The sequence below is a fragment of the Streptomyces herbicida genome, from assembly GCF_032656585.1.
Lineage (GTDB): Bacteria > Actinomycetota > Actinomycetes > Streptomycetales > Streptomycetaceae > Streptomyces > Streptomyces herbicida.
On the sequence record NZ_JAUYWJ010000001.1, the window covers coordinates 700,841 to 721,860 of the forward strand.

At 68.6% G+C, this 21,020-nt stretch carries 21 protein-coding genes; 19 read left to right on the plus strand and 2 right to left on the minus strand.

Translation table 11 applies throughout. The annotated features are described in order from the left end of the window. Positions 1 to 128: 128 nt before the first annotated feature. Positions 129 to 1,844, plus strand: a complete 1,716-nt coding sequence (locus tag Q8A52_RS03230) for a trypsin-like serine protease (protein ID WP_316748764.1) — start codon at positions 129 to 131, stop codon at positions 1,842 to 1,844. A 207-nt stretch (positions 1,845 to 2,051) separates the two neighbouring features. Then, on the plus strand, positions 2,052 to 3,212 hold the full coding sequence (locus Q8A52_RS03235) for an LCP family protein (protein WP_316748522.1): 1,161 nt from the start codon (positions 2,052 to 2,054) through the stop codon (positions 3,210 to 3,212). Positions 3,213 to 3,222: 10 nt separating this feature from the next. Here the strand turns inward: Q8A52_RS03235 and Q8A52_RS03240 are convergent, their stop codons facing one another. Further along, on the minus strand, positions 3,223 to 3,618 hold the full coding sequence (locus Q8A52_RS03240; RefSeq protein WP_316748524.1) for a hypothetical protein: 396 nt from the start codon (positions 3,616 to 3,618) through the stop codon (positions 3,223 to 3,225). A 156-nt stretch (positions 3,619 to 3,774) separates the two neighbouring features. On the opposite strand from Q8A52_RS03240, the gene rpmE reads away from it, so the two are divergent. The 17 genes from rpmE to Q8A52_RS03325 all read left to right on the plus strand — a co-directional run bounded on the left by rpmE (position 3,775) and on the right by Q8A52_RS03325 (position 19,115). Next, a complete protein-coding gene (gene rpmE / locus Q8A52_RS03245; protein ID WP_316748526.1) occupies positions 3,775 to 3,999 on the plus strand; it encodes a 50S ribosomal protein L31 in 225 nt (74 codons plus the stop codon). 108 nt (positions 4,000 to 4,107) lie between these two features. After that, the gene (prfA, locus tag Q8A52_RS03250; protein ID WP_316748529.1) at positions 4,108 to 5,175 is read left to right on the plus strand and encodes a peptide chain release factor 1; all 1,068 of its coding nucleotides are present in this window, start codon (positions 4,108 to 4,110) and stop codon (positions 5,173 to 5,175) included. A gap of 79 nt (positions 5,176 to 5,254) precedes the next feature. Further along, on the plus strand, positions 5,255 to 6,094 hold the full coding sequence (prmC, locus tag Q8A52_RS03255) for a peptide chain release factor N(5)-glutamine methyltransferase (RefSeq protein ID WP_316748531.1): 840 nt from the start codon (positions 5,255 to 5,257) through the stop codon (positions 6,092 to 6,094). 52 nt (positions 6,095 to 6,146) lie between these two features. Further along, entirely contained in the window at positions 6,147 to 6,794 is a 648-nt protein-coding gene (locus Q8A52_RS03260) for an L-threonylcarbamoyladenylate synthase (RefSeq protein WP_316748534.1), read from the plus strand. After that, positions 6,791 to 7,471, plus strand: a complete 681-nt coding sequence (locus Q8A52_RS03265) for an arsenate reductase/protein-tyrosine-phosphatase family protein (protein WP_316748537.1) — start codon at positions 6,791 to 6,793, stop codon at positions 7,469 to 7,471. The genes Q8A52_RS03260 and Q8A52_RS03265 overlap by 4 nt, the downstream gene beginning before the upstream one ends. A 224-nt stretch (positions 7,472 to 7,695) precedes the next feature. Beyond that, positions 7,696 to 8,934, plus strand: a complete 1,239-nt coding sequence (locus tag Q8A52_RS03270; RefSeq protein ID WP_316748539.1) for a serine hydroxymethyltransferase — start codon at positions 7,696 to 7,698, stop codon at positions 8,932 to 8,934. 139 nt (positions 8,935 to 9,073) lie between these two features. Then, the gene (locus Q8A52_RS03275) at positions 9,074 to 10,417 is read left to right on the plus strand and encodes an MraY family glycosyltransferase (RefSeq protein ID WP_316748541.1); all 1,344 of its coding nucleotides are present in this window, start codon (positions 9,074 to 9,076) and stop codon (positions 10,415 to 10,417) included. A 317-nt stretch (positions 10,418 to 10,734) separates the two neighbouring features. Beyond that, complete coding sequence (locus tag Q8A52_RS03280) at positions 10,735 to 11,157, plus strand: hypothetical protein (RefSeq protein ID WP_316748543.1); 423 nt, start codon at positions 10,735 to 10,737, stop codon at positions 11,155 to 11,157. A gap of 225 nt (positions 11,158 to 11,382) precedes the next feature. Beyond that, complete coding sequence (gene atpB / locus Q8A52_RS03285; RefSeq protein ID WP_316748546.1) at positions 11,383 to 12,204, plus strand: F0F1 ATP synthase subunit A; 822 nt, start codon at positions 11,383 to 11,385, stop codon at positions 12,202 to 12,204. Positions 12,205 to 12,279: 75 nt separating this feature from the next. Beyond that, complete coding sequence (locus tag Q8A52_RS03290; RefSeq protein WP_093474678.1) at positions 12,280 to 12,522, plus strand: ATP synthase subunit c family protein; 243 nt, start codon at positions 12,280 to 12,282, stop codon at positions 12,520 to 12,522. A gap of 41 nt (positions 12,523 to 12,563) precedes the next feature. Continuing rightward, on the plus strand, positions 12,564 to 13,109 hold the full coding sequence (locus Q8A52_RS03295; RefSeq protein ID WP_316748550.1) for a F0F1 ATP synthase subunit B: 546 nt from the start codon (positions 12,564 to 12,566) through the stop codon (positions 13,107 to 13,109). After that, a complete protein-coding gene (locus tag Q8A52_RS03300) occupies positions 13,106 to 13,921 on the plus strand; it encodes a F0F1 ATP synthase subunit delta (protein ID WP_316748552.1) in 816 nt (271 codons plus the stop codon). Before Q8A52_RS03295 ends, Q8A52_RS03300 begins: the two co-directional genes overlap by 4 nt. Before the next feature lie 138 nt (positions 13,922 to 14,059). Continuing rightward, positions 14,060 to 15,652 (plus strand): F0F1 ATP synthase subunit alpha, encoded by a 1,593-nt coding sequence (atpA, locus tag Q8A52_RS03305; protein ID WP_316748554.1) that lies wholly within the window; start codon positions 14,060 to 14,062, stop codon positions 15,650 to 15,652. A 21-nt stretch (positions 15,653 to 15,673) separates the two neighbouring features. Continuing rightward, the gene (locus Q8A52_RS03310; protein WP_316748556.1) at positions 15,674 to 16,588 is read left to right on the plus strand and encodes a F0F1 ATP synthase subunit gamma; all 915 of its coding nucleotides are present in this window, start codon (positions 15,674 to 15,676) and stop codon (positions 16,586 to 16,588) included. Continuing rightward, entirely contained in the window at positions 16,588 to 18,024 is a 1,437-nt protein-coding gene (gene atpD / locus Q8A52_RS03315) for a F0F1 ATP synthase subunit beta (protein WP_316748558.1), read from the plus strand. Before Q8A52_RS03310 ends, atpD begins: the two co-directional genes overlap by 1 nt. A 140-nt stretch (positions 18,025 to 18,164) precedes the next feature. Continuing rightward, entirely contained in the window at positions 18,165 to 18,539 is a 375-nt protein-coding gene (locus Q8A52_RS03320; protein ID WP_316748559.1) for a F0F1 ATP synthase subunit epsilon, read from the plus strand. A 129-nt stretch (positions 18,540 to 18,668) separates the two neighbouring features. Beyond that, positions 18,669 to 19,115 (plus strand): DUF2550 domain-containing protein, encoded by a 447-nt coding sequence (locus Q8A52_RS03325; RefSeq protein WP_316748562.1) that lies wholly within the window; start codon positions 18,669 to 18,671, stop codon positions 19,113 to 19,115. 14 nt (positions 19,116 to 19,129) lie between these two features. Here Q8A52_RS03325 and Q8A52_RS03330 read toward each other — a convergent pair whose 3' ends face one another. After that, complete coding sequence (locus Q8A52_RS03330; RefSeq protein ID WP_316748564.1) at positions 19,130 to 20,962, minus strand: glycoside hydrolase family 18 chitinase; 1,833 nt, start codon at positions 20,960 to 20,962, stop codon at positions 19,130 to 19,132. Positions 20,963 to 21,020: the final 58 nt, after the last annotated feature.

The following is a 21,020-nucleotide window of genomic DNA, read 5'->3' on the forward strand; positions in this document are numbered from 1 at the left end:
CCATCTCAAGTTCCTCTGGGGGGACTTTCTTGACCACGACTCCGTCCGGCGGTCGTCACAGACGCCGGATACGCCTCGCCCTGCCCCTTGCCGCCGCCGGTGTCGCCGCGGCCGTGACCGCGGCGTTGATGACCTCGTCCGCGGGGGCGGCCACCTCGGTGCCGACCCCGGCCGTCAAGCCGGCCCTCGGCTCGCCGTCGCTCGCCACGCTGGAGAAGCGGGTCGCGGGCGCCCTCGCCGGTGACGACACCGCGGGACAGACGACCAAGAAGTCGTCCCTGAGCGCGAGCACCAACACCGCCACGGTCGACCCGAAGATCATCGGTGGCAGTGAGACCACCATCACCACCGCGCCGTGGATGGCCCAGCTCTGGTACTACGACGACAAGGGCACCACCGACGAGAGCGACGACATCGGCTTCTTCTGCGGCGGCTCGGTCGTCTCGCCGACGAAGATCCTCACCGCCGCGCACTGCGTCAAGGGCTACAACTGGAACGCCTACGGCGCCGTCGTCACGGGCACCTCGCAGCTGCCGACCAGTGACGGCGCGGGCGGCTCGGACCTGCACGGCGGCACCGCGACCGCCGTACTGCGCCAGTGGAACCACCCGTCGTACAGCGCGACGACCATCAACAACGACATCGCCGTCCTCACCCTGGACAACCCGGTCAAGGCCACGCCGATCCGGATGACGACGTCCGGCGACACCGCCTCGTACGCGGCGAACACCAGCGCCAAGGTCTACGGCTGGGGCCGCACCAGCTCCACCACGCAGGACATCTCCGAGACGCTGAAGACGGCCACGCTGCCGATCCAGTCGGACACCACGTGCTCCGGCTTCTACAGCACGGACTTCGTCAAGGGCCACATGGTCTGCGCGGGCAACCCCGCCACCGGCAGCGACGCCGGCACCACCTCCGCATGCAACGGCGACTCCGGTGGCCCGCTGGTGGTGAACGGCCGGATCGTCGGCGTCGTCTCCTGGGGCGTCGTGGACTGCGTGCAGAAGGGCGCGTACAGCGTCTTCACCAAGGTGAGCACGTACGTCGGTGCCGCTTACGCGCAGGTCGACGACGGCAACCTGAGCTACACCGACGGCAAGGCCGACCTGTGGGTGCGCAACGCCTCCACCAAGACCGGCTACGAGAAGGACTCCAAGGGCACGTCGTTCGGCTCCCGGATCTCCTGGGGCAACTGGAACGGCGTGAACGTCGTCCTGCAGGCCGACCTCAACCGGGACGGCATCGAGGACCTCGTGGTCCGCGACAGCGGTACCGGTGACGTCTACTGGGTCCACTACGTCCTGGCCACCGACTCCTGGTCGCAGACCAAGATCTTCACCGGCTGGAAGACCCGCACCCGCATCATCGTCCCGGGCGATGTCACCGGCGACTACCTGCCCGACGTACTGTCCGTCGACTCCGGCGGCACGCTGTGGATCTACCCGGGCAAGGGCAACGGCACCTTCGCCGCACGCGTCCAGGTCGGCACGGGCTGGAACCAGTACAACATGGTGCGCGGCCACGGCGACTTCAACGGCGATGGCAAGGCCGACCTGCTCGCGCGCAAGAGCAGCACCGGGGACCTGTACCTGTACAAGGGCACCGGCAAGTCCGGCACCGGCGCGTTCTCCACCCGCGTGAAGGTGCGCAGCGCCTGGACCGGATACAACGCCTTCGACGCGGTCGGTGACGTCAGCGGCGACGGCAAGGCCGACTTCCTGGCCCGTACGCCCGGCGGCACGCTCTACCTGTACAAGGGCACCGGCAAGGCGACCAGCGAGATCTTCGCCACAAGGATCTCCGTCGGTACCGACTTCAAGCAGTACGACATTTTCGGCTGAAATCGCAGGTGAGCGGGGTTCGTCCCGTTTGCTCGGCTACACAGAGTGCCTACCGCTCCACGCGGTGGGCACTCTGCTTTGTGCAACCCTTTCCCGAGTTTCTCCGTCTGACCCGATGGAGTGACGATGGTGCGGTATGGGTCACTACGACCCGGCCCGTCCGCGAAAGCTGGGGGTACACCGACCGGGACGAGAACCGAGGAGCACATGTCCGCCGAGAGCATGCCGCAGGCCGGCATACCCGAGCCCGGCAGCGCCGAGCCCGGCAGCGCCGAGCCCGGCACGAGCCGTCCGCGTGGCCGCGGCAGCCGCCGCAAGCCCCGCAGCGGTCGCAGCAAGGCGCTGCTCGTCACCGCCTGGACGGCCGCGGGCATCGTGGTGCTGGGGGGCACCGGCGCCGGGTACCTGTACTTCAAGCTCAACGGCAACCTCAAGAGCGTCGACATCAACCAGGCCCTCGGCAGCGAGCGTCCGATGAAGGTCGACAACGGCTCCGTGAACATCCTGGTCCTCGGCTCGGACACCCGGTCCGGCGCCAACAAGGAGCTCGGCGGCGGCACCGACGACGGCAGCGCCCGCTCCGACACGGCGATGGTCGTCCACGTGTACGAGGGACACAAGAAGGCGAGCGTGGTCTCCATCCCGCGCGACACCCTCATCGACCGCCCCGCGTGCACCGACACCAACGGCACCAAGCATTCCGCCGCCTCCGGCGTGATGTTCAACTCCGCCTACTCCACCGGCGGTGCGGCCTGCGCGGTGAAGACGGTCGAGTCCCTCACCGGCATCCGCATGGACCACTATCTGGAGGTCGACTTCTCCGGCTTCCAGAAGCTGATCGACGACCTCGGCGGGGTCACGGTCACCACGACCAAGAACATCGAGGACGCCGAGAGCCATCTCCACCTCAAGGCCGGCACGCACACCCTGGCCGGCAAGCAGGCCCTCGGCCTGGTCCGCACCCGGCACGGCGTCGGCGACGGCTCCGACCTCGGCCGCATCCAGCTCCAGCAGGCCTTCGTCAAGGCCCTGGTCGACCAGGTCAAACAGATCGGCGTACTGACCAGCCCCAAGAAGCTGTACGACCTCGCCGACACCGCGACCAAGGCCGTCACCACCGATTCCGACCTGGGCTCGGTGAACTCCCTGATGGACTTCGCGAACGGCCTGAAGGGCATCGGATCGTCGCACATGAAGATGGTCACGATGCCGGTGCAGTACGACCCCGCCAACCCCAACCGGGTCGTCATCGCCGAGGCCAAGGCCAAGCAGGTGTGGACCGCCCTGAGCAACGACCTGCCGATCCCGGCGAGCGCGACGAAGGGCACGGCCACGGGCGGGGCCAAGGGCGTGGTGACGGCGTCGTAGGCGCCACGGATCAGCCGAACCACCGACTGGTGGACCGGTGCTGGTCCAGCCCCACCGCCGAGAACTCGTCCGCCCCGCCCTTCGCCCGCACACCCAGCCTGCGCAGAGCCTGGGAGATCGGGCTCCCGTCCGCCCCGAACGGCTCCCCCTCCTCGATCCGCAGCGGTCCGAGCACGAGGGCACCGCGCTCCCACACGGCGGCCCGCTGCTCGCCCACGCCACCGAAGTACTCCGCCTCCACGACGGCGACCGGCCCGAGGTCCGACCACTCGGCCAGACGTTCCTCGCTCAGGTCGTCCCCCATCGGCGTCAGGGACAGGCCCTGCCCCAGCGACGCCACCCGGTCACCCGCGACCGCCCGCAGCACCGCCTCGCCGGCGATCACGGCCCGCAGCTCGTAACTCATGCCCGCTCCCCGCTCCCGGACCCTCCGGGAATAGAACGCCTCACCCCCCGGTTTTGGGGGATGCGGCCAGTCCTGGCAGACTGGTACGTCGGCCCCGGTTCACGCCTCCGCAGCCCGCGGTTGCGACCCGGTGCCCTCCCGAACCTAGGAGACACCTTGAAGCGCGACATCCACCCCGCGTACGTCGAGACGCAGGTCAGCTGCACCTGTGGCGCGTCGTTCACCACCCGTAGCACCATCGAGTCCGGCGCCATCCGGGCCGAGGTCTGCTCCGAGTGCCACCCGTTCTACACGGGCAAGCAGAAGATCCTCGACACCGGTGGCCGTGTGGCCCGCTTCGAGGCCCGCTTCGGCAAGGCTGCCGCCGGCTCCAAGAAGTAGCGAGCCCCATTTCGCCGGTCCACGGCTGCGTCCCGCCTTCGGGATGCGCCGGGACCGGCGTTTTTGGTCGCCCGCCTTCCCCTTTCCGAGCAGTACAGGAGCCCCAAGATGTTCGAGGCCGTCGAGGAACTCGTCGGTGAGCACGCCGACCTGGAGACGAAGCTCGCCGACCCGTCGGTCCACGCCGACCAGGCCAACGCGCGCAAGCTGAACAAGCGCTACGCCGAGCTCACCCCGATCGTCGCCACGTACCGCTCCTGGAAGCAGGCCGGCGACGACATCGAGACCGCACGCGAACTCGCCGCCGACGACCCCGACTTCGCGGCCGAGGTCAAGGAACTCGACAAGCAGCGCGAGGAACTCACCGAGAAGCTGCGCCTCCTGCTCGTCCCGCGTGACCCGAGTGACGACAAGGACGTCATTCTGGAGATCAAGGCGGGCGCCGGCGGCGACGAGTCGGCGCTGTTCGCGGGAGACCTCCTGCGCATGTACCTGCGCTACGCCGAGCGCGTCGGCTGGAAGACCGAGATCATCGACTCCACCGAGTCCGAGCTCGGCGGCTACAAGGACGTCCAGGTCGCGGTGAAGACCCGCGGTCAGACCGAACCCGGCCAGGGCGTGTGGGCCCGGCTGAAGTACGAGGGCGGTGTGCATCGCGTGCAGCGGGTGCCGGCCACCGAGTCCCAGGGCCGTATCCACACCTCCGCCGCCGGTGTCCTCGTCACCCCCGAGGCCGAGGAGGTCGACGTCGAGATCAATCCGAACGACCTCCGCATCGACGTCTACCGGTCCTCCGGGCCCGGTGGGCAGTCCGTCAACACCACCGACTCCGCGGTGCGCATCACGCACATTCCCACCGGAGTCGTCGCCTCCTGCCAGAACGAGAAGAGCCAGCTGCAGAACAAGGAGCAGGCTCTGCGTATCCTGCGCTCCAGGCTGCTCGCGGCGGCGCAGGAGGAGGCCGAGAGGGAGGCCGCCGACGCCCGCCGCAGCCAGGTCCGCACCGTCGACCGCTCCGAGAAGATCCGTACGTACAACTTCCCGGAGAATCGCATTTCGGACCACCGCGTCGGCTTCAAGGCGTACAACCTTGACCAGGTCCTGGACGGCGACCTCGACGCGGTGATCCAGGCCTGCGTCGACGCGGACTCGGCGGCCAAGCTCGCGGCCGCGTAAGGCGAGTCACGAAGTACCGAATACCCGGAGGACGAGCGTGCAGCAAGATTTTGGGGGGCGACCCCCAAGCCCCCGCAGCGTGCTGCTCGCGGAGGTGGCCCAGGCCGCCCAGCGGCTGGCCGACGCCGGCGTGCCCTCTCCGCGCAACGACGCGGAGGAGCTCGCCGCGTTCGTGCACGGCGTGAAGCGGGGCCAACTGCACTCCGTGAAGGACTCCGACTTCGACGCCCGCTACTGGGAGGTCATCGCCCGGCGCGAGCAGCGCGAGCCGCTCCAGCACATCACCGGGCGCGCCTACTTCCGGTACCTGGAGCTCCAGGTCGGGCCGGGCGTCTTTGTGCCGCGGCCGGAGACCGAGTCGGTGGTCGGCTGGGCCATAGACGCCGTGCGGGCCATGGACGTGGTCGAGCCGCTCATCGTCGACCTGTGCACCGGCTCCGGCGCGATCGCGCTCGCCCTCGCCCAGGAGGTCCCGCGCTCGCGCGTGCACGCGGTGGAGCTGTCGGAGGAAGCCCTCCAGTGGACCCGCAAGAACATGGAGGGGTCCCGGGTCGACCTGCGGCAGGGCAACGCCCTGGACGCCTTCCCCGACCTCGACGGCCAGGTTGACCTGGTCATCTCCAACCCGCCGTACATCCCGCTCACCGAGTGGGAGTACGTCGCCCCCGAGGCCCGTGACTACGACCCCGACCTGGCGTTGTTCTCGGGCGAGGACGGTCTCGACCTCATCCGGGGACTGGAACGCACGGCGCACCGGCTGCTGCGCCCCGGCGGTGTCGTCGTGATCGAGCACGCCGACACCCAGGGGGGCCAGGTGCCATGGATCTTCACCGAGGAGCGGGGCTGGGCCGATGCGGCCGACCACCCGGACCTCAACAACCGCCCGCGCTTCGCGACCGCCCGCCGGGCGCTGCCGTGAGCACGCCCCGGACTTCAAGCCAGCAGTACGTGTACGAGGAGGCCAGCTAGACATGGCACGGCGATACGACACCAACGACGCGACCGACCGCGCGACGGGTCTGCGCGAGGCCGCGTCCGCCGTCCGCCGGGGCGAACTCGTGGTGCTGCCGACCGACACGCTGTACGGCATCGGCGCCGACGCGTTCTCCTCGGAGGCCGTGGCCGACCTGCTGGAGGCCAAGGGCCGGGGCCGCAACATGCCCACCCCTGTCCTGATCGGCTCGCCGAACACGCTTCACGGTCTCGTCACCGACTTCTCCGAGCTGGCCTGGGAACTGGTCGACGCGTTCTGGCCGGGTGGTCTCACGCTCGTCGCCAAGCACCAGCCGTCCCTGCAGTGGGACCTCGGCGACACCCGTGGCACCGTTGCCGTGCGCATGCCGCTGCACCCGGTCGCCATCGAGCTGCTCACCGACGTCGGTCCGATGGCCGTGTCGTCCGCGAACCTCACCGGCCACCCGGCGCCGGAGGACTGCGACGCCGCCCAGCAGATGCTCGGCGACTCCGTCTCGGTCTACCTCGACGGCGGCCCGACCCCCGGCAACGTGCCCTCGTCGATCGTCGACGTCACGGGCGAGGTGCCGCTGCTGCTGCGGGCGGGCGCGATCTCGGCGGAGGAGCTGCGCAAGGTCGTACCCGACCTCGAGGTGGCGAATTGACAGCCCCTGAGGCGGGGCGTGGCATAGGCAACGGGGAACGTGCAGCGGAGATTACGACCACCTTCGTCGGGCTTCCGCGCGACAGTTTCCGCATCCTCCACGTCAGCACCGGCAACGTGTGCCGCTCGCCGATCACCGAGCGGCTGACCCGGCATTTCGTGAAACAGCGGCTCGGCGTCCTGGGCGGCGGGCTGATCGTGGAGAGCGCGGGCACCTGGGGCCATGAGGGCGCGCCCATGGAGGCCAACGCGGAGGCCGTGCTGGCCGAGTTCGGCGCGGACGCCTCCGGTTTCACCGGCCGGGAGCTGCTGGACGAACACGTCATCATGGCCGACCTGGTGCTGACCGCGACCCGCGACCATCGCGCCCAGGTCATCTCCATGGGCCACTCGGCGGGCCTGCGCACCTTCACGCTGAAGGAGTTCACCCGTCTGGTCCGCGCGATAGACCCGGCGACCCTGCCGCCCCTGGAGGACGGCCTGGTCGCCCGTGCGCGTGCCCTGGTCCGGGCCGCGGCGGCGCTACGCGGGTGGCTGCTGGCGCCGACGGCGGAGGCGGACGAGGTCTACGACCCGTACGGGGCGCCGCTGACGTTCTTCCGTTCGATCGGGGACGAAATACACGAGGCGCTGGACCCGGTGGTCACGGCGCTCACCGGGGTGCCGGCGCGTACCTGAGCGGATCCGGCGAATTGCTGTCCGGCAGCGCCCCGATGGGGCGCGGGGAACCGCGTGACAAGCCACGACGGACCCGCGGACGACCGACGGCACAGCGCGGCACTTCCAGCGGAGCGCTTGGCGGCTCCGGTTGCCGTCGCACCAGTGGCCGTCGACACCGCGCACCCCGTCCTGCCCGGGCCTACATTGGACCTACGTCACCGTCGACCGCCCGGGAGCCCGCCATGTCGGTCACCCATACCCTCGAGGCCGATGTCCTGCGGCGGCAGGACCCCCAGCTGGCCGAGATCCTGCTGGGGGAAGTGGACCGGCAGTCGACGACGCTGCAGCTGATCGCAGCCGAGAACTTCACCTCCCCGGCCGTGCTGGCCGCATTGGGCTCACCACTCGCCAACAAGTACGCCGAGGGCTATCCCGGGGCCCGCCACCACGGCGGCTGCGAGATCGTCGACGTCGCCGAGCGCATCGCGATCGAGCGGGCCAGGGCGCTGTTCGGTGCCGACCACGCCAACGTCCAGCCGCACTCCGGCTCGTCCGCCGTCCTGGCCGCCTACGCCGCCCTGCTGCAGCCCGGTGACACCGTCCTCGCCCTCGGGCTGTCGTACGGCGGGCACCTCACCCATGGCTCCCCGGCCAACTTCTCGGGCCGCTGGTTCGACTTCGTGGGGTACGGGGTCGAGGCGGAGACCGGGCTCATCGACCACGACCAGGTGCGCCACCTCGCCCGCAACCACCGGCCCAAGGCCATCGTCTGCGGCTCCATCGCCTACCCCCGCCACATCGACTACGCCTTCTTCCGTGAGGTCGCCGACGAGGTGGGGGCGTATCTGATCGCGGACTCCGCGCATCCGATCGGGCTCGTGGCCGGGGGAGCGGCGCCCAACCCGGTGCCGTACGCCGACATCGTGTGCGCAACCACACACAAGGTGCTGCGCGGGCCGCGCGGCGGGATGGTCCTGTGCGGCGCCGAGCTGGCCGAGCGTGTCGACCGGGCCGTGTTCCCGTTCACCCAGGGTGGCGCGCAGATGCACACCATCGCCGCCAAGGCCGTCGCGTTCGGTGAGGCGGCGACGCCGGCGTTCTCCGCGTACGCGCACCGGGTGGTCGCCAACGCGAGGGTCCTGGCGTCCGAGCTGGCCGACGAGGGGCTCGCCGTCATCACCGGCGGCACGGACACCCATCTGATCACCGCCGACCCGTCGCCGCTCGGCGTCGACGGACGCGCCGCACGCGGCCGGCTGGCGGCCGCCGGGATGGTGCTGGACTGCTGCGTCCTGCCGCACGGCGACGCACGCGGGCTGCGCCTGGGCACGGCGGCGCTGACCACACAGGGCATGGGGGAGCCGGAGATGGCGCGGATCGCCGTGCTGATGGCGGGGGTGCTGCGGAGTGAGATCGACACCGCCGGGGCGCGTGACGAGGCGCGGGAACTGGCCGGTAGATTTCCGCCGTATCCCGGCTGAGCGTGGGTAGACGCACGGAAGTGGACCCCCGTACACAGCCTTGCATGCAACCATCGTCGCTACCCGGAAGTCCCCACTGATATGCGTACGTCGCTAGGGTGTGGGGCTGTGATGGCCAGCGAGACCTGTGGGGAAGCCCGTGCGTGAATACCTGCTGACGCTCTGTATCACGGCCGCGGTGACGTATCTGCTGACAGGGCCGGTACGTAAGTTCGCGATCGTGGCCGGAGCCATGCCGGAGATCCGGGCACGTGATGTGCACCGGGAGCCCACTCCGCGCCTCGGCGGTATCGCGATGTTCTTCGGCCTGTGCGCGGGTCTGCTGGTCGCCGACCATCTGACCAACCTCAACGAGGTCTTCGCCAAGTCCAACGAGCCGCGCGCGCTGCTCTCCGGGGCCGCGCTGATCTGGCTGATCGGTGTCCTGGACGACAAGTTCGAGATCGACGCCCTGATCAAGCTGGGCGGCCAGATGATCGCCGCAGGCGTGATGGTCATGCAGGGTCTGACCATCCTGTGGCTGCCCATCCCGGGCGTCGGCAATGTGGCGCTGACCCAGTGGCAGGGCACGCTGCTGACGGTGGCACTCGTCGTCATCACGATCAACGCGGTGAACTTCGTGGACGGCCTGGACGGTCTGGCCGCGGGCATGGTGTGCATCGCCGCGACCGCGTTCTTCCTGTACTCGTACCGGATCTGGTACTCGTACGGCATCGAGGCGGCCGCCCCGGCGACCCTCTTCGCGGCGATCCTGATGGGCATGTGCCTGGGCTTCCTGCCGCACAACATGCATCCCGCGCGGATCTTCATGGGCGACTCCGGCTCGATGCTGATCGGGCTGGTGCTGGCCGCGGGTGCGATCTCGATCACCGGTCAGCTCGACCCGGACGCGCTGGCCCTGTTCACCGGCTCCGAGAAGGCCGCGGTGCACCAGACGGTGCCCGTCTACATCCCGCTGCTGCTGCCGCTGACGATCATCGCGGTGCCGGCCGCCGACCTGGTGCTGGCCATCGTGCGCCGCACCTGGCGCGGACAGTCGCCGTTCGCCGCCGACCGGGGGCATCTGCACCACCGGCTCCTGGAGATCGGCCACTCGCACAGCAGGGCCGTGCTGATCATGTACTTCTGGTCGGCGCTGATCGGCTTCGGCGCGCTGGCCTACTCGGTGAACTCCGCGTCGATGTGGATCGTGCTCGGCGTCGTGTTCTTCAGCGCCATCGGTCTGATCCTGCTCCTGCTTCCGCGGTTCACCCCGCGGGCTCCGCGCTGGGCCGAGCGCTTCGTGCCGCCGCGCTACCGCCGCCGTGGGGCCGCGGCCCCCGCCGAAGCCCCCGCCCCCGCCGCGGCCTTCGAAGCGGCCCCGGCGGCCGCCGAGGAGCGGCCCGCCCCGGTGCCCACCGGTCTGACCGGGGTCAACGGCGCGACCGCCATCGGTCCCCGTTCGCGGTTCCTGGACGGGCGCAAGGCCGGAACGTCGCGCTGACGCCCTGCCGGGTGAGCCCGCCAAGGTAAGAATCTGACTAGAGCATTGCCAACTCGTGGGGGAGCAAAGCTCCCCAATACCAGACATCTCACCCCGGATTCTGCACAGACGCGCAGGGTCACTCTCATGTGTGACGGTGAGCACACCAACCAGGTAAAGACCTCATCAAATAGTTTGTGATACGGTTCACGAGAACCCCGGATAGAGCCGAAGGACCCAAGTGCGACGGTCCAATGGCCTGAGGTCTATGACTCTCGGACCGGGGCTACGCTCGTCCATGACGACACCCTGCCCCCTGTGAAAGCGGAGTTGCCGCCATGCCGTCCAATGACGCCCGGATCCTGGCCCAGGCCGCCGTACCCACGGCTGCCGTCGGCGCGCTTGCCGCCGTCGTCAGCGCAGTGGTCGCGGGCGGCAAGGGGGCGATCGGGGCCGTCGTCGCGACGCTGGTGGTGATCCTCTTCATGGGGATCGGCCTCTACGTTCTACAGCGCACTGCCAAATCGCTTCCGCACCTGTTCCAGGCCATGGGACTCATGCTCTACGCGGCGCAGTTGCTGTTGCTGTTCGTCTTCGTCGCCGCCTTCAAGAACACCACGCTGTTCAATCCCAAGGCCTTCGCCATCACGCTCGTGGTCGCCACCCTCACGTGGATCGCGGCTCAGACGCGTGCCCACATGAAGGCCAAGATCCTCTACGTCGAGCCCGAGAAGTCCGAGAAGACCGGGCACTCGTCGTGAGAGGTAGGGCCGGGATAAAGGCGCACGAGAGATCCTGCTATCGTCCGGTGCCAACTGCGGCATCGCGGGCGCGGGCATCCGAGCTGACGCCTGCTCAATCGCGAGGCGAGATGCCCCACAGCCGCCCCCACATCCGTAACACCAGTCCCGTGCCGAACCGCGGCCGTACGCCGCGCCGACACAACGAGGTTGCCGTACCTATGCGCCACGCTGAAGGAGCCCGCGGTGAGTGCTGACCCGACGCAGGTGCTCGCCTTCGAGACCGATTGCCACATCTTCGACGGCTGTGGCTTCCCGGCTCCCGGCCTGCACTCGTTCATGTTCAAGCCCCTGTGGGGCGACGCCGACAGCAACTTGTACTTCAACAAGACGATGCTGCTGGCGCTGCTCGGCTCCATCATCATCGTCGGCTTCTTCTGGGCGGCCTTCCGCAGGCCGAAGGTCGTGCCCGGCAAGATGCAGATGGTTGCCGAGGCCGGCTACGACTTCATCCGGCGCGGTGTCGTCTACGAGACCATCGGCAAGAAGGAGGGCGAGAAGTACGTTCCGCTGGTCGTCTCGCTGTTCTTCTTCGTGTGGATGATGAACCTCTGGTCGATCATTCCGGTCGCCTCCTTCCCGGTGACGGCGATCATCTCGTACCCGCTCGTCCTGGCGCTGATCGTCTACATCCTGTGGATCTCGCTGACGTTCAAGCGCCACGGCTTCGTCGGCTTCTTCAAGAACGTCACCGGGTACGACAAGTCGCTGGGCGCGGTGCTGCCGCTCGCCATGACCATCGAGTTCTTCTCGAACCTGCTGGTGCGGCCCTTCACCCACGCGGTGCGACTGTTCGCGAACATGTTCGCGGGCCACACCCTGCTGCTGCTCTTCACGATCGCCAGCTGGTACCTGCTGAACGGCATCGGCATCGCCTACGCCGGCGTCAGCTTCCTGATGACCCTCGTGATGACGGCGTTCGAGCTCTTCATCCAGGCACTGCAGGCGTACGTCTTCGTTCTCCTGACGTGCACCTACATCCAGGGCGCCCTCGCCGAGCACCACTGAGCGCCCCGCCTCACCACCCCCCGATCGTCCGGTGGCCAACCCCCACCGGTCCGTAAAGAAGAAGGAAGAATCGGCATGTCCGCTCTCCAGACCCTTGCTGCCGACGGCGTCCACGGCTCCCTCGGTTCCATCGGCTACGGCCTCGCCGCCATCGGCCCCGGCGTCGGCGTCGGCATCATCTTCGGTAACGGCACGCAGGCCCTGGCCCGCCAGCCCGAGGCTGCCGGCCTGATCCGCGCCAACCAGATCCTCGGCTTCGCCTTCTGTGAGGCGCTCGCCCTCATCGGCCTGGTCATGCCGTTCGTCTACGGCACCTGATCAGCCGATCAGCGACAGCCCCCTAGACGAAAGGCACTGACATGAGCCAGCTGCTCATTCTGGCGGCCGAGGAGAAGGAAAATCCCCTCATCCCGCCGATCCCCGAGCTCGTCATCGGCCTGCTCGCCTTCGTCATCGTCTTCGGCTTCCTCGCCTGGAAGCTCCTTCCGAACATCAACAAGGTTCTGGAGCAGCGCCGCGAGGCCATCGAGGGCGGTATCGAGAAGGCCGAGGCCGCGCAGACCGAGGCCCAGAGCGTTCTTGAGCAGTACAAGGCTCAGCTCGCCGAGGCCCGGCACGAGGCCGCGCGCCTGCGCCAGGAGGCTCAGGAGCAGGGTGCCGCGCTCATCACCGAGATGCGGGCCGAGGGCCAGCGGCAGCGTGAGGAGATCGTCGCCGCCGGTCACGCCCAGATCGAGGCCGACCGCAAGACCGCTTCCGCCGCGCTCCGTCAGGACGTCGGCAAGCTCGCCACCGAACTGGCCGGCAAGCTCGTCGGTGAGTCCCTCGAGGACCACGCCCGCCAGAGCCGTGTGATCGACCGCTTCCTCGACGAGCTCGAGGAGAAGGCCGAGGCGACGCGATGAACGGAGCGAGCCGCGAGGCACTGGCAGCCGCACGTGAGCGTATCGACGCGCTGACGGACACCACGTCCGTGGACGCGACGCGGCTCGCCGACGAGCTGGCGGCCGTCACCGCGCTGCTCGACCGCGAGGCGTCGCTGCGTCGGGTCCTCACCGACCCGGCGCAGGCCGGCGAGGCGAAGGCCGAGCTGGTGCGCCGTCTGATCGGCGGCCAGGTCAGCGGCGAGACCGCCGACCTGGTGTCCGGCATGGTCCGTTCCCGCTGGTCGCAGCCTCGCGACCTGGTGGACGCGCTGGAGGTGCTGGCGGACGTCGCCGACCTCACGGCGGCGGAGAAGGCGAACACGCTCGACGACGTCGAGGACGAGCTGTTCCGGTTCGGCCGGATCATCTCCTCGAACACCGAGCTGCGCGCCGCGCTGACCGACCGCAAGGCCGGCACCCCTGCCAAGGTCGAGCTGCTGCACCGGCTGCTCGGCGGCCGTGCCAAGCCGGCCACCGAGCGTCTGGTGACGCGCCTTGTGACCGCGCCGCGGGGACGTAGCCTGGAAGCGGGACTGGAGTCCCTGTCCAAGCTCGCCGCCGAGCGCCGGGACCGCATGGTCGCCGTAGTCACCTCGGCGGTGCCGCTGAGCGACACGCAGAAGCAGCGCCTGGGCGCCGCCCTCGCGAAGCTCTACGGCCGCAAGATGCACCTCAACCTCGACGTCGACCCCGAGGTCGTCGGCGGGATCCGGGTGCAGGTCGGTGACGAGGTCATCAACGGTTCCCTCGCGGACCGCCTTGAGGACGCCGCCCGCCGCATGGCGAGCTAGCAGCACCGCGGTAATCGAAAAAGCATTACGTAATTACGGCCCTGGTTGGGCCGTGCAGAGGATTCACCTCTTTCAGGGGGGAGTCCCCATCCCCCCCAAGTGAAACTTCGGGCCCAACAAGGAGAGCAGGGAACCCAGATGGCGGAGCTCACGATCCGGCCGGAGGAGATCCGGGACGCGCTGGAGAACTTTGTCCAGTCGTACAAGCCGGACGCGGCCTCGCGCGAGGAGGTCGGTACGGTCACCCTTGCCGGCGACGGCATCGCGAAGGTCGAGGGCCTGCCCTCGGCCATGGCCAACGAACTGCTGAGGTTCGAGGACGGCACCCTCGGTCTCGCGCTGAACCTGGAAGAGCGCGAGATCGGCGCCATCGTCCTCGGTGAGTTCAGTGGCATCGAGGAGGGTCAGCCGGTGCAGCGCACCGGTGAGGTCCTCTCCGTCGCGGTCGGCGAGGGCTACCTCGGCCGCGTTGTCGACCCGCTCGGCAACCCGATCGACGGCCTCGGCGAGATCGAGACCAGCGGTCGTCGCGCCCTCGAGCTGCAGGCCCCCACGGTCATGCAGCGCAAGTCGGTGCACGAGCCGATGGAGACCGGCTACAAGGCCGTCGACGCGATGACCCCGGTCGGCCGTGGTCAGCGTCAGCTGATCATCGGTGACCGCCAGACCGGCAAGACCGCCCTGGCCGTCGACACGATCATCAACCAGCGTGACAACTGGCGCACCGGCGACCCGAACAAGCAGGTCCGCTGCATCTACGTCGCCATCGGCCAGAAGGGCTCCACCATCGCGTCGGTCCGCCGCGCGCTGGAGGAGAACGGCGCGCTGGAGTACACGACCATCGTCGCCGCCCCGGCGTCCGACCCGGCCGGCTTCAAGTACCTGGCGCCCTACACCGGCTCGGCCATCGGCCAGCAGTGGATGTACGAGGGCAAGCACGTCCTGATCATCTTCGACGACCTGTCGAAGCAGGCCGACGCCTACCGCGCCGTGTCGCTGCTGCTGCGCCGCCCGCCGGGCCGCGAGGCCTACCCCGGTGACGTCTTCTACCTGCACTCCCGTCTGCTGGAGCGCTGCGCGAAGCTCTCCGACGACATGGGCGCCGGCTCGATGACCGGTCTGCCGATCGTCGAGACCAAGGCCAACGACGTCTCGGCGTTCATCCCGACCAACGTCATCTCCATCACCGACGGCCAGTGCTTCCTGGAGTCGGACCTGTTCAACGCCGGTCAGCGTCCCGCGCTGAACGTCGGTATCTCCGTCTCCCGAGTCGGTGGTTCCGCGCAGCACAAGGCGATGAAGCAGGTCTCCGGCCGTCTCCGCGTCGACCTGGCCCAGTTCCGTGAGCTGGAGGCGTTCGCCGCCTTCGGTTCCGACCTGGACGCCGCCTCGAAGTCGCAGCTGGAGCGCGGTCAGCGCATGGTCGAGCTGCTGAAGCAGGCCCAGTACCAGCCGATGTCCACCGAGGACCAGGTCGTCTCCGTGTGGGCCGGCACCACCGGCAAGATGGACGACGTTCCGGTCGCCGACATCCGCCGCTTCGAGAAGGAGCTCCTGGAGTACCTGCACCGCAAGGAGCAGGGCCTCATGACCTCCATCAAGGAGGGCGGCAAGATGTCCGACGACACGCTGACGGCCGTCGCCGACGCGATCGCGGACTTCAAGAAGCAGTTCGAGACCTCCGACGGCAAGCTGCTCGGCGAGGACACTCCGGCCGCTGCCGCCAAGTGACGTAAGGAAGGGACCTGACTCATGGGAGCCCAGCTCCGGGTCTACAAGCGTCGCATCCGATCCGTCACCGCGACCAAGAAGATCACCAAGGCGATGGAGATGATCGCCGCCTCGCGTGTCGTCAAGGCGCAGCGCAAGGTGGCGGCCTCCACGCCGTACGCGACCGAGCTCACCCGCGCGGTCACGGCGGTCGGTACCGGTTCGAACACCAAGCACCCGCTGACCACGGAGACGGAGAACCCGACCCGTGCCGCGATCCTGCTCCTCACGAGCGACCGCGGTCTGGCCGGTGCCTTCAACTCCAACGCCATCAAGGCGGCGGAGCAGCTGACCGAGCGCCTGGAGCGCGAGGGCAAGGAGGTCGACACGTACATCGTCGGCCGCCGTGGTGTCGCCCACTACAACTTCCGTGAGCGCAAGATCTCGGAGTCGTGGACCGGCTTCACCGACGAGCCCTCGTACGCGGACGCCAAGAAGGTGGCGGCGCCTCTGATCGAGGCCATCGAGAAGGAGACGGCGGACGGCGGCGTGGACGAACTCCACATCGTCTTCACCGAGTTCGTCTCGATGATGACGCAGACGGCGCTCGACGCCCGGCTGCTGCCGCTGCGCCTCGAAGAGGTCGCGGAGGAGACGCCCAAGGGCGAGATCCTTCCGCTGTTCGACTTCGAGCCCTCGGCGGAGGACGTCCTCGACGCCCTGCTGCCGCGCTACGTGGAGAGCCGTATCTACAACGCGCTGCTCCAGTCGGCCGCTTCGAAGCACGCTGCCACGCGGCGCGCGATGAAGTCGGCCACCGACAACGCGGGCGAGCTCATCGAGACGCTCTCCCGTCTTGCCAATGCGGCCCGCCAGGCCGAAATCACCCAGGAAATCAGCGAGATCGTCGGTGGCGCGAGCGCCCTGGCCGACGCGACCGCGGGGAGTGACCGCTAATGACCACCACTGTTGAGACCGCGACGGCTACGGGCCGCGTCGCCCGGGTCATCGGCCCGGTCGTCGACGTGGAGTTCCCCGTCGACGCGATGCCGGACATCTACAACGCCCTTCACGTCGAGGTGGCCGACCCGGCCAACGCCGGCGAGAAGAAGACGCTGACCCTGGAGGTCGCCCAGCACCTGGGTGACGGCCTGGTCCGCACCATCTCCATGCAGCCCACCGACGGTCTGGTCCGCCAGGCCTCGGTGACGGACACCGGCTCCGCCATCTCCGTCCCGGTCGGCGACTTCACCAAGGGCAAGGTGTTCAACACCCTCGGTGAGGTGCTGAACGTCGACGAGTCCTACGACGGTGAGCGCTGGCCGATCCACCGCAAGGCCCCGAACTTCGACGAGCTCGAGTCGAAGACCGAGATGTTCGAGACCGGCGTCAAGGTCATCGACCTGCTGACCCCGTACGTCAAGGGCGGCAAGATCGGTCTGTTCGGCGGCGCCGGCGTCGGCAAGACGGTGCTCATCCAGGAGATGATCTACCGTGTCGCCAACAACCACGACGGTGTCTCCGTGTTCGCCGGTGTCGGTGAGCGCACCCGTGAGGGCAACGACCTCATCGAGGAGATGACCGACTCGGGCGTCATCGACAAGACCGCCCTGGTCTTCGGTCAGATGGACGAGCCCCCGGGCACCCGTCTGCGCGTCGCGCTGGCCGGCCTCACCATGGCCGAGTACTTCCGTGACGTCCAGAAGCAGGACGTGCTGTTCTTCATCGACAACATCTTCCGCTTCACGCAGGCCGGTTCCGAGGTCTCCACGCTGCTCGGCCGTATGCCCTCCGCGGTGGGCTACCAGCCGAACCTGGCCGACGAGATGGGTCTCCTCCAGGAGCGCATCACGTCGACCCGTGGTCACTCGATCACCTCGATGCAGGCGATCTACGTCCCCGCGGACGACCTGACCGACCCGGCCCCGGCCACCACCTTCGCCCACCTCGACGCGACGACGGTTCTTTCCCGTCCGATCTCCGAGAAGGGCATCTACCCGGCCGTGGACCCGCTGGACTCCACGTCCCGCATCCTGGACCCGCGGTACATCGCGCAGGACCACTACAACGCGGCCATGCGCGTGAAGACGATCCTGCAGAAGTACAAGGACCTCCAGGACATCATCGCGATCCTCGGTATCGACGAGCTCGGCGAGGAGGACAAGCTCGTCGTCCACCGTGCCCGTCGTGTGGAGCGCTTCCTGTCCCAGAACACCCACGTCGCCAAGCAGTTCACCGGCGTGGACGGTTCGGACGTGCCGCTCGACGAGTCGATCGCCGCGTTCAACGCGATCTGCGACGGTGAGTACGACCACTTCCCCGAGCAGGCGTTCTTCATGTGCGGTGGCATCGAGGACCTCAAGGCCAACGCCAAGGAGCTGGGCGTCTCCTGAGCCCCGTGCTCATCTGAGAGGGGCTGGGCACCTCCCTCCGGGGTCGCACCCGGCGGGGGTGTGTCCGCCCCTCTCTCCACGCCCTCTAGAATTGACCCACACCCGGCACTACCGCCGGGTGGTGACCCGAGGAGCCACCCTTGGCTGCTGAGCTGCACGTCGAGCTGGTCGCCGCGGACCGCCAGGTCTGGTCCGGCGAGGCCACCCTGGTCGTCGCGCGCACCACGTCCGGCGACATCGGCGTCATGCCCGGTCACCAGCCGCTGCTCGGTGTGCTGGAGTCGGGCCCGGTGACCATCCGTACGAGTGATGGTGCAACGGTCGTCGCCGCGGTGCACGGCGGTTTCATCTCGTTCGCGGACAACAAGCTGTCGCTGCTGGCCGAGATCGCCGAGCTGTCGGACGAGATCGATGTCCAGCGCGCGGAGCGGGAGCTGGAGCGCGCGAAGGCGGAGGGTGACGCCACCGCCGAGCGTCGCGCAGATGTCCGCCTGCGTGCGGCGGCGGCGCGCTGAACCAGCGCGCCGCGCGATGACGTAACTCAGCCGCGGCTGGTACCGGAGCAATCCGGCACCAGCCGCGGCTGAGGCAAATGTGGGTGTTTTTTCCGTTCCGTTACCTAGGAGACGAGGAGGTCGGTGCCGATGGTCCTCGCTCTGACTGTGTGCGGAGTCGTGGTCGCGCTCGTGGTGGTGGGACTCTTCCTGTTCGGCCTGCGGCGCAGACTCATCCAGCGGTCCGGCGGAACCTTCGACTGCAGCCTGCGCTGGGACGTACCGGAGAAACCCGACGCCAACGGCAAGGGCTGGAGCTACGGCGTCGCCCGCTACAACGGCGACCGGATCGAGTGGTACCGCGTCTTCTCCTACGCCCCCCGCCCGCGCCGCGTCCTGGAACGCTCGCAGATCGAGGTGGCCGGCCGCCGGCTCCCCGAGGGCGAGGAGGAACTGGCGCTGCTCTCCGACGCCGTCATCCTCGCCTGCACCCACCGGGGCATCCGCCTCGAACTCGCCATGAGCGAAGACGCGCTGACCGGATTTCTCGCGTGGCTGGAAGCAGCCCCGCCCGGTCAGCGCGTCAACGTCGCTTGAGAGCTGTCACTCTGTTACGACAGTCCCGAGTTGATGGCGCTCACCAGCTCTCCGTTGCTGGTGTCACCGCTGAACTCCCAGAAGAAGGCGCCGCCGAGACCCTGCGACTTGGCCCACGCCATCTTGCTGTTGATGGTGGCGGGAGTGTCGTACGACCACCAGTTGCTGCCGCAGTGCGCGTATGCCGTGCCCGCGATGGTGCCGGTGGCCGGGCAGGACGTCTTGAGGACCTTGTAGTCCTCGATGCCCTGCTCGTAGGTGCCGGCCGCCGGGCCCGTGGCCGTGCCGCCCGGTGCGTCCTGGGTGACGCCGGTCCAGCCGCGGCCGTAGAAGCCGATGCCGATGAGCAGCTTGCTCGCGGGCACGCCCTTCGCCTTGTACTTGGCCATGGCGTCGGCCGTGGTGAAGCCGGCGGTCGGGATGCCGTTGTACGAGGTGAGCGGGGAGTGCGGGGCCGTCGGGCCCTGCGCCGCCCAGGCGCCGAAGAAGTCGTACGTCATCACGTTGTACCAGTCGACGTACTGGGCCGCGCCCGCGTAGTCGGCCGCGTCGATCTTGCCGCCGGAGGAGCCGTCGGCGGTGACCGCCGCGGTGACCAGGTTGTTCGAGCCGAACTTGGCGCGCAGCGCGGACATCAGGTTCTTGAAGGCCGCCGCCCCGCTGGTGTCACAGGACAGACCGCAGGCGTTCGGGTACTCCCAGTCGATATCGATGCCGTCGAAGACATCGGCCCACCGCGGGTCCTTGACCAGGTTGTAGCAGGACTGCGCGAAGGCGGTCGGGTTGGCCGCCGCCTGGGCGAAGCCGCCGGACCAGGTCCAGCCGCCGAAGGACCACAGCACCTTGATCTTCGGGTACTTTGCCTTCAGTTCGCGCAGCTGGTTGAAGTTGCCGCGCAGCGGCTGGTCCCAGGTGTCGGCGACGCCGCTGACCGACTGGTCGGCGGTGAAGGCCTTGTCGTAGTCGGCGTAGGAGTCGCCGATCGCGCACTGGCCGTTGGTGACGTTGCCGAAGGCGTAGTTGATATGGGTGATCTTGGCGGCCGAGCCGGACGTCACCAGGTTCTTGACGTTGTAGTTGCGGCCGTAGATGCCCCACTCGGTGAAGTAGCCGAGCTTGACCTTGTTGCCGGTGGGCGGGGGATTGGTGCCGCCGCCGGTGGTGTGGACCGCGACCGCGCCGCTGACCGGACCGGTCTGGTCGGCGGTGTCGCGGGCCTGGACGGTGTAGGAGTAGTCGGTGCCGGCGGTCAGGCCGGTGTCCGTGTACGAGGTCGTCGTCACGGTGGCGATCTTCGAGCCGTCGCGCAGCACGTCGTAGTTCTTGATGCCCTTGTCGTCGGTCGCCGCCGACCAGGACAGCTTCACCGAGGTGTCGGTGATGTTCGACGCGGTCGGGGTGCCGGGCGCGGAGGGTGCCGCGTCACCGGGGACCGTGGCGCCGTCGCAACTGTCGCCGTTCAGCTTGCAGTTGGACGGTGAGCCGGAGCCGGCACCGTTGAAGCCGAAGGAGACGGAGGCACCCGGGGCGATGGAGCCGTTGTAGGACTTGTTCTTGGCGGTCCAGTGGGTGCCGGAGGAGGTGACGTCCGCGTCCCAGGCCGAGGTGACGGACGTGCCGGAGGGGAAGTCCCACTCGATCGTCCACGAGCTGATGGCGGTGGCGCCGGTGTTCTTGACGGTCCACTTGCCCTCGAAGCCGGTGCCCCAGTCCTGGGTCTTGGCGTAGGTGGCGGTGGCGCCGGAAGAATCCGCCGCGGCCGGGGCGGGACTCGCGAGGCCGACCAGTCCGGCCAGGGGGAGCAACAGGGTCGCGAACCCTGCCGCGGCTCTGTGTCTGAAGCGCATGCTGCGCCTCCCTCTTTGTCGGGGATGTCAAGGGCATGACTGAGCCTTCACGCCCACG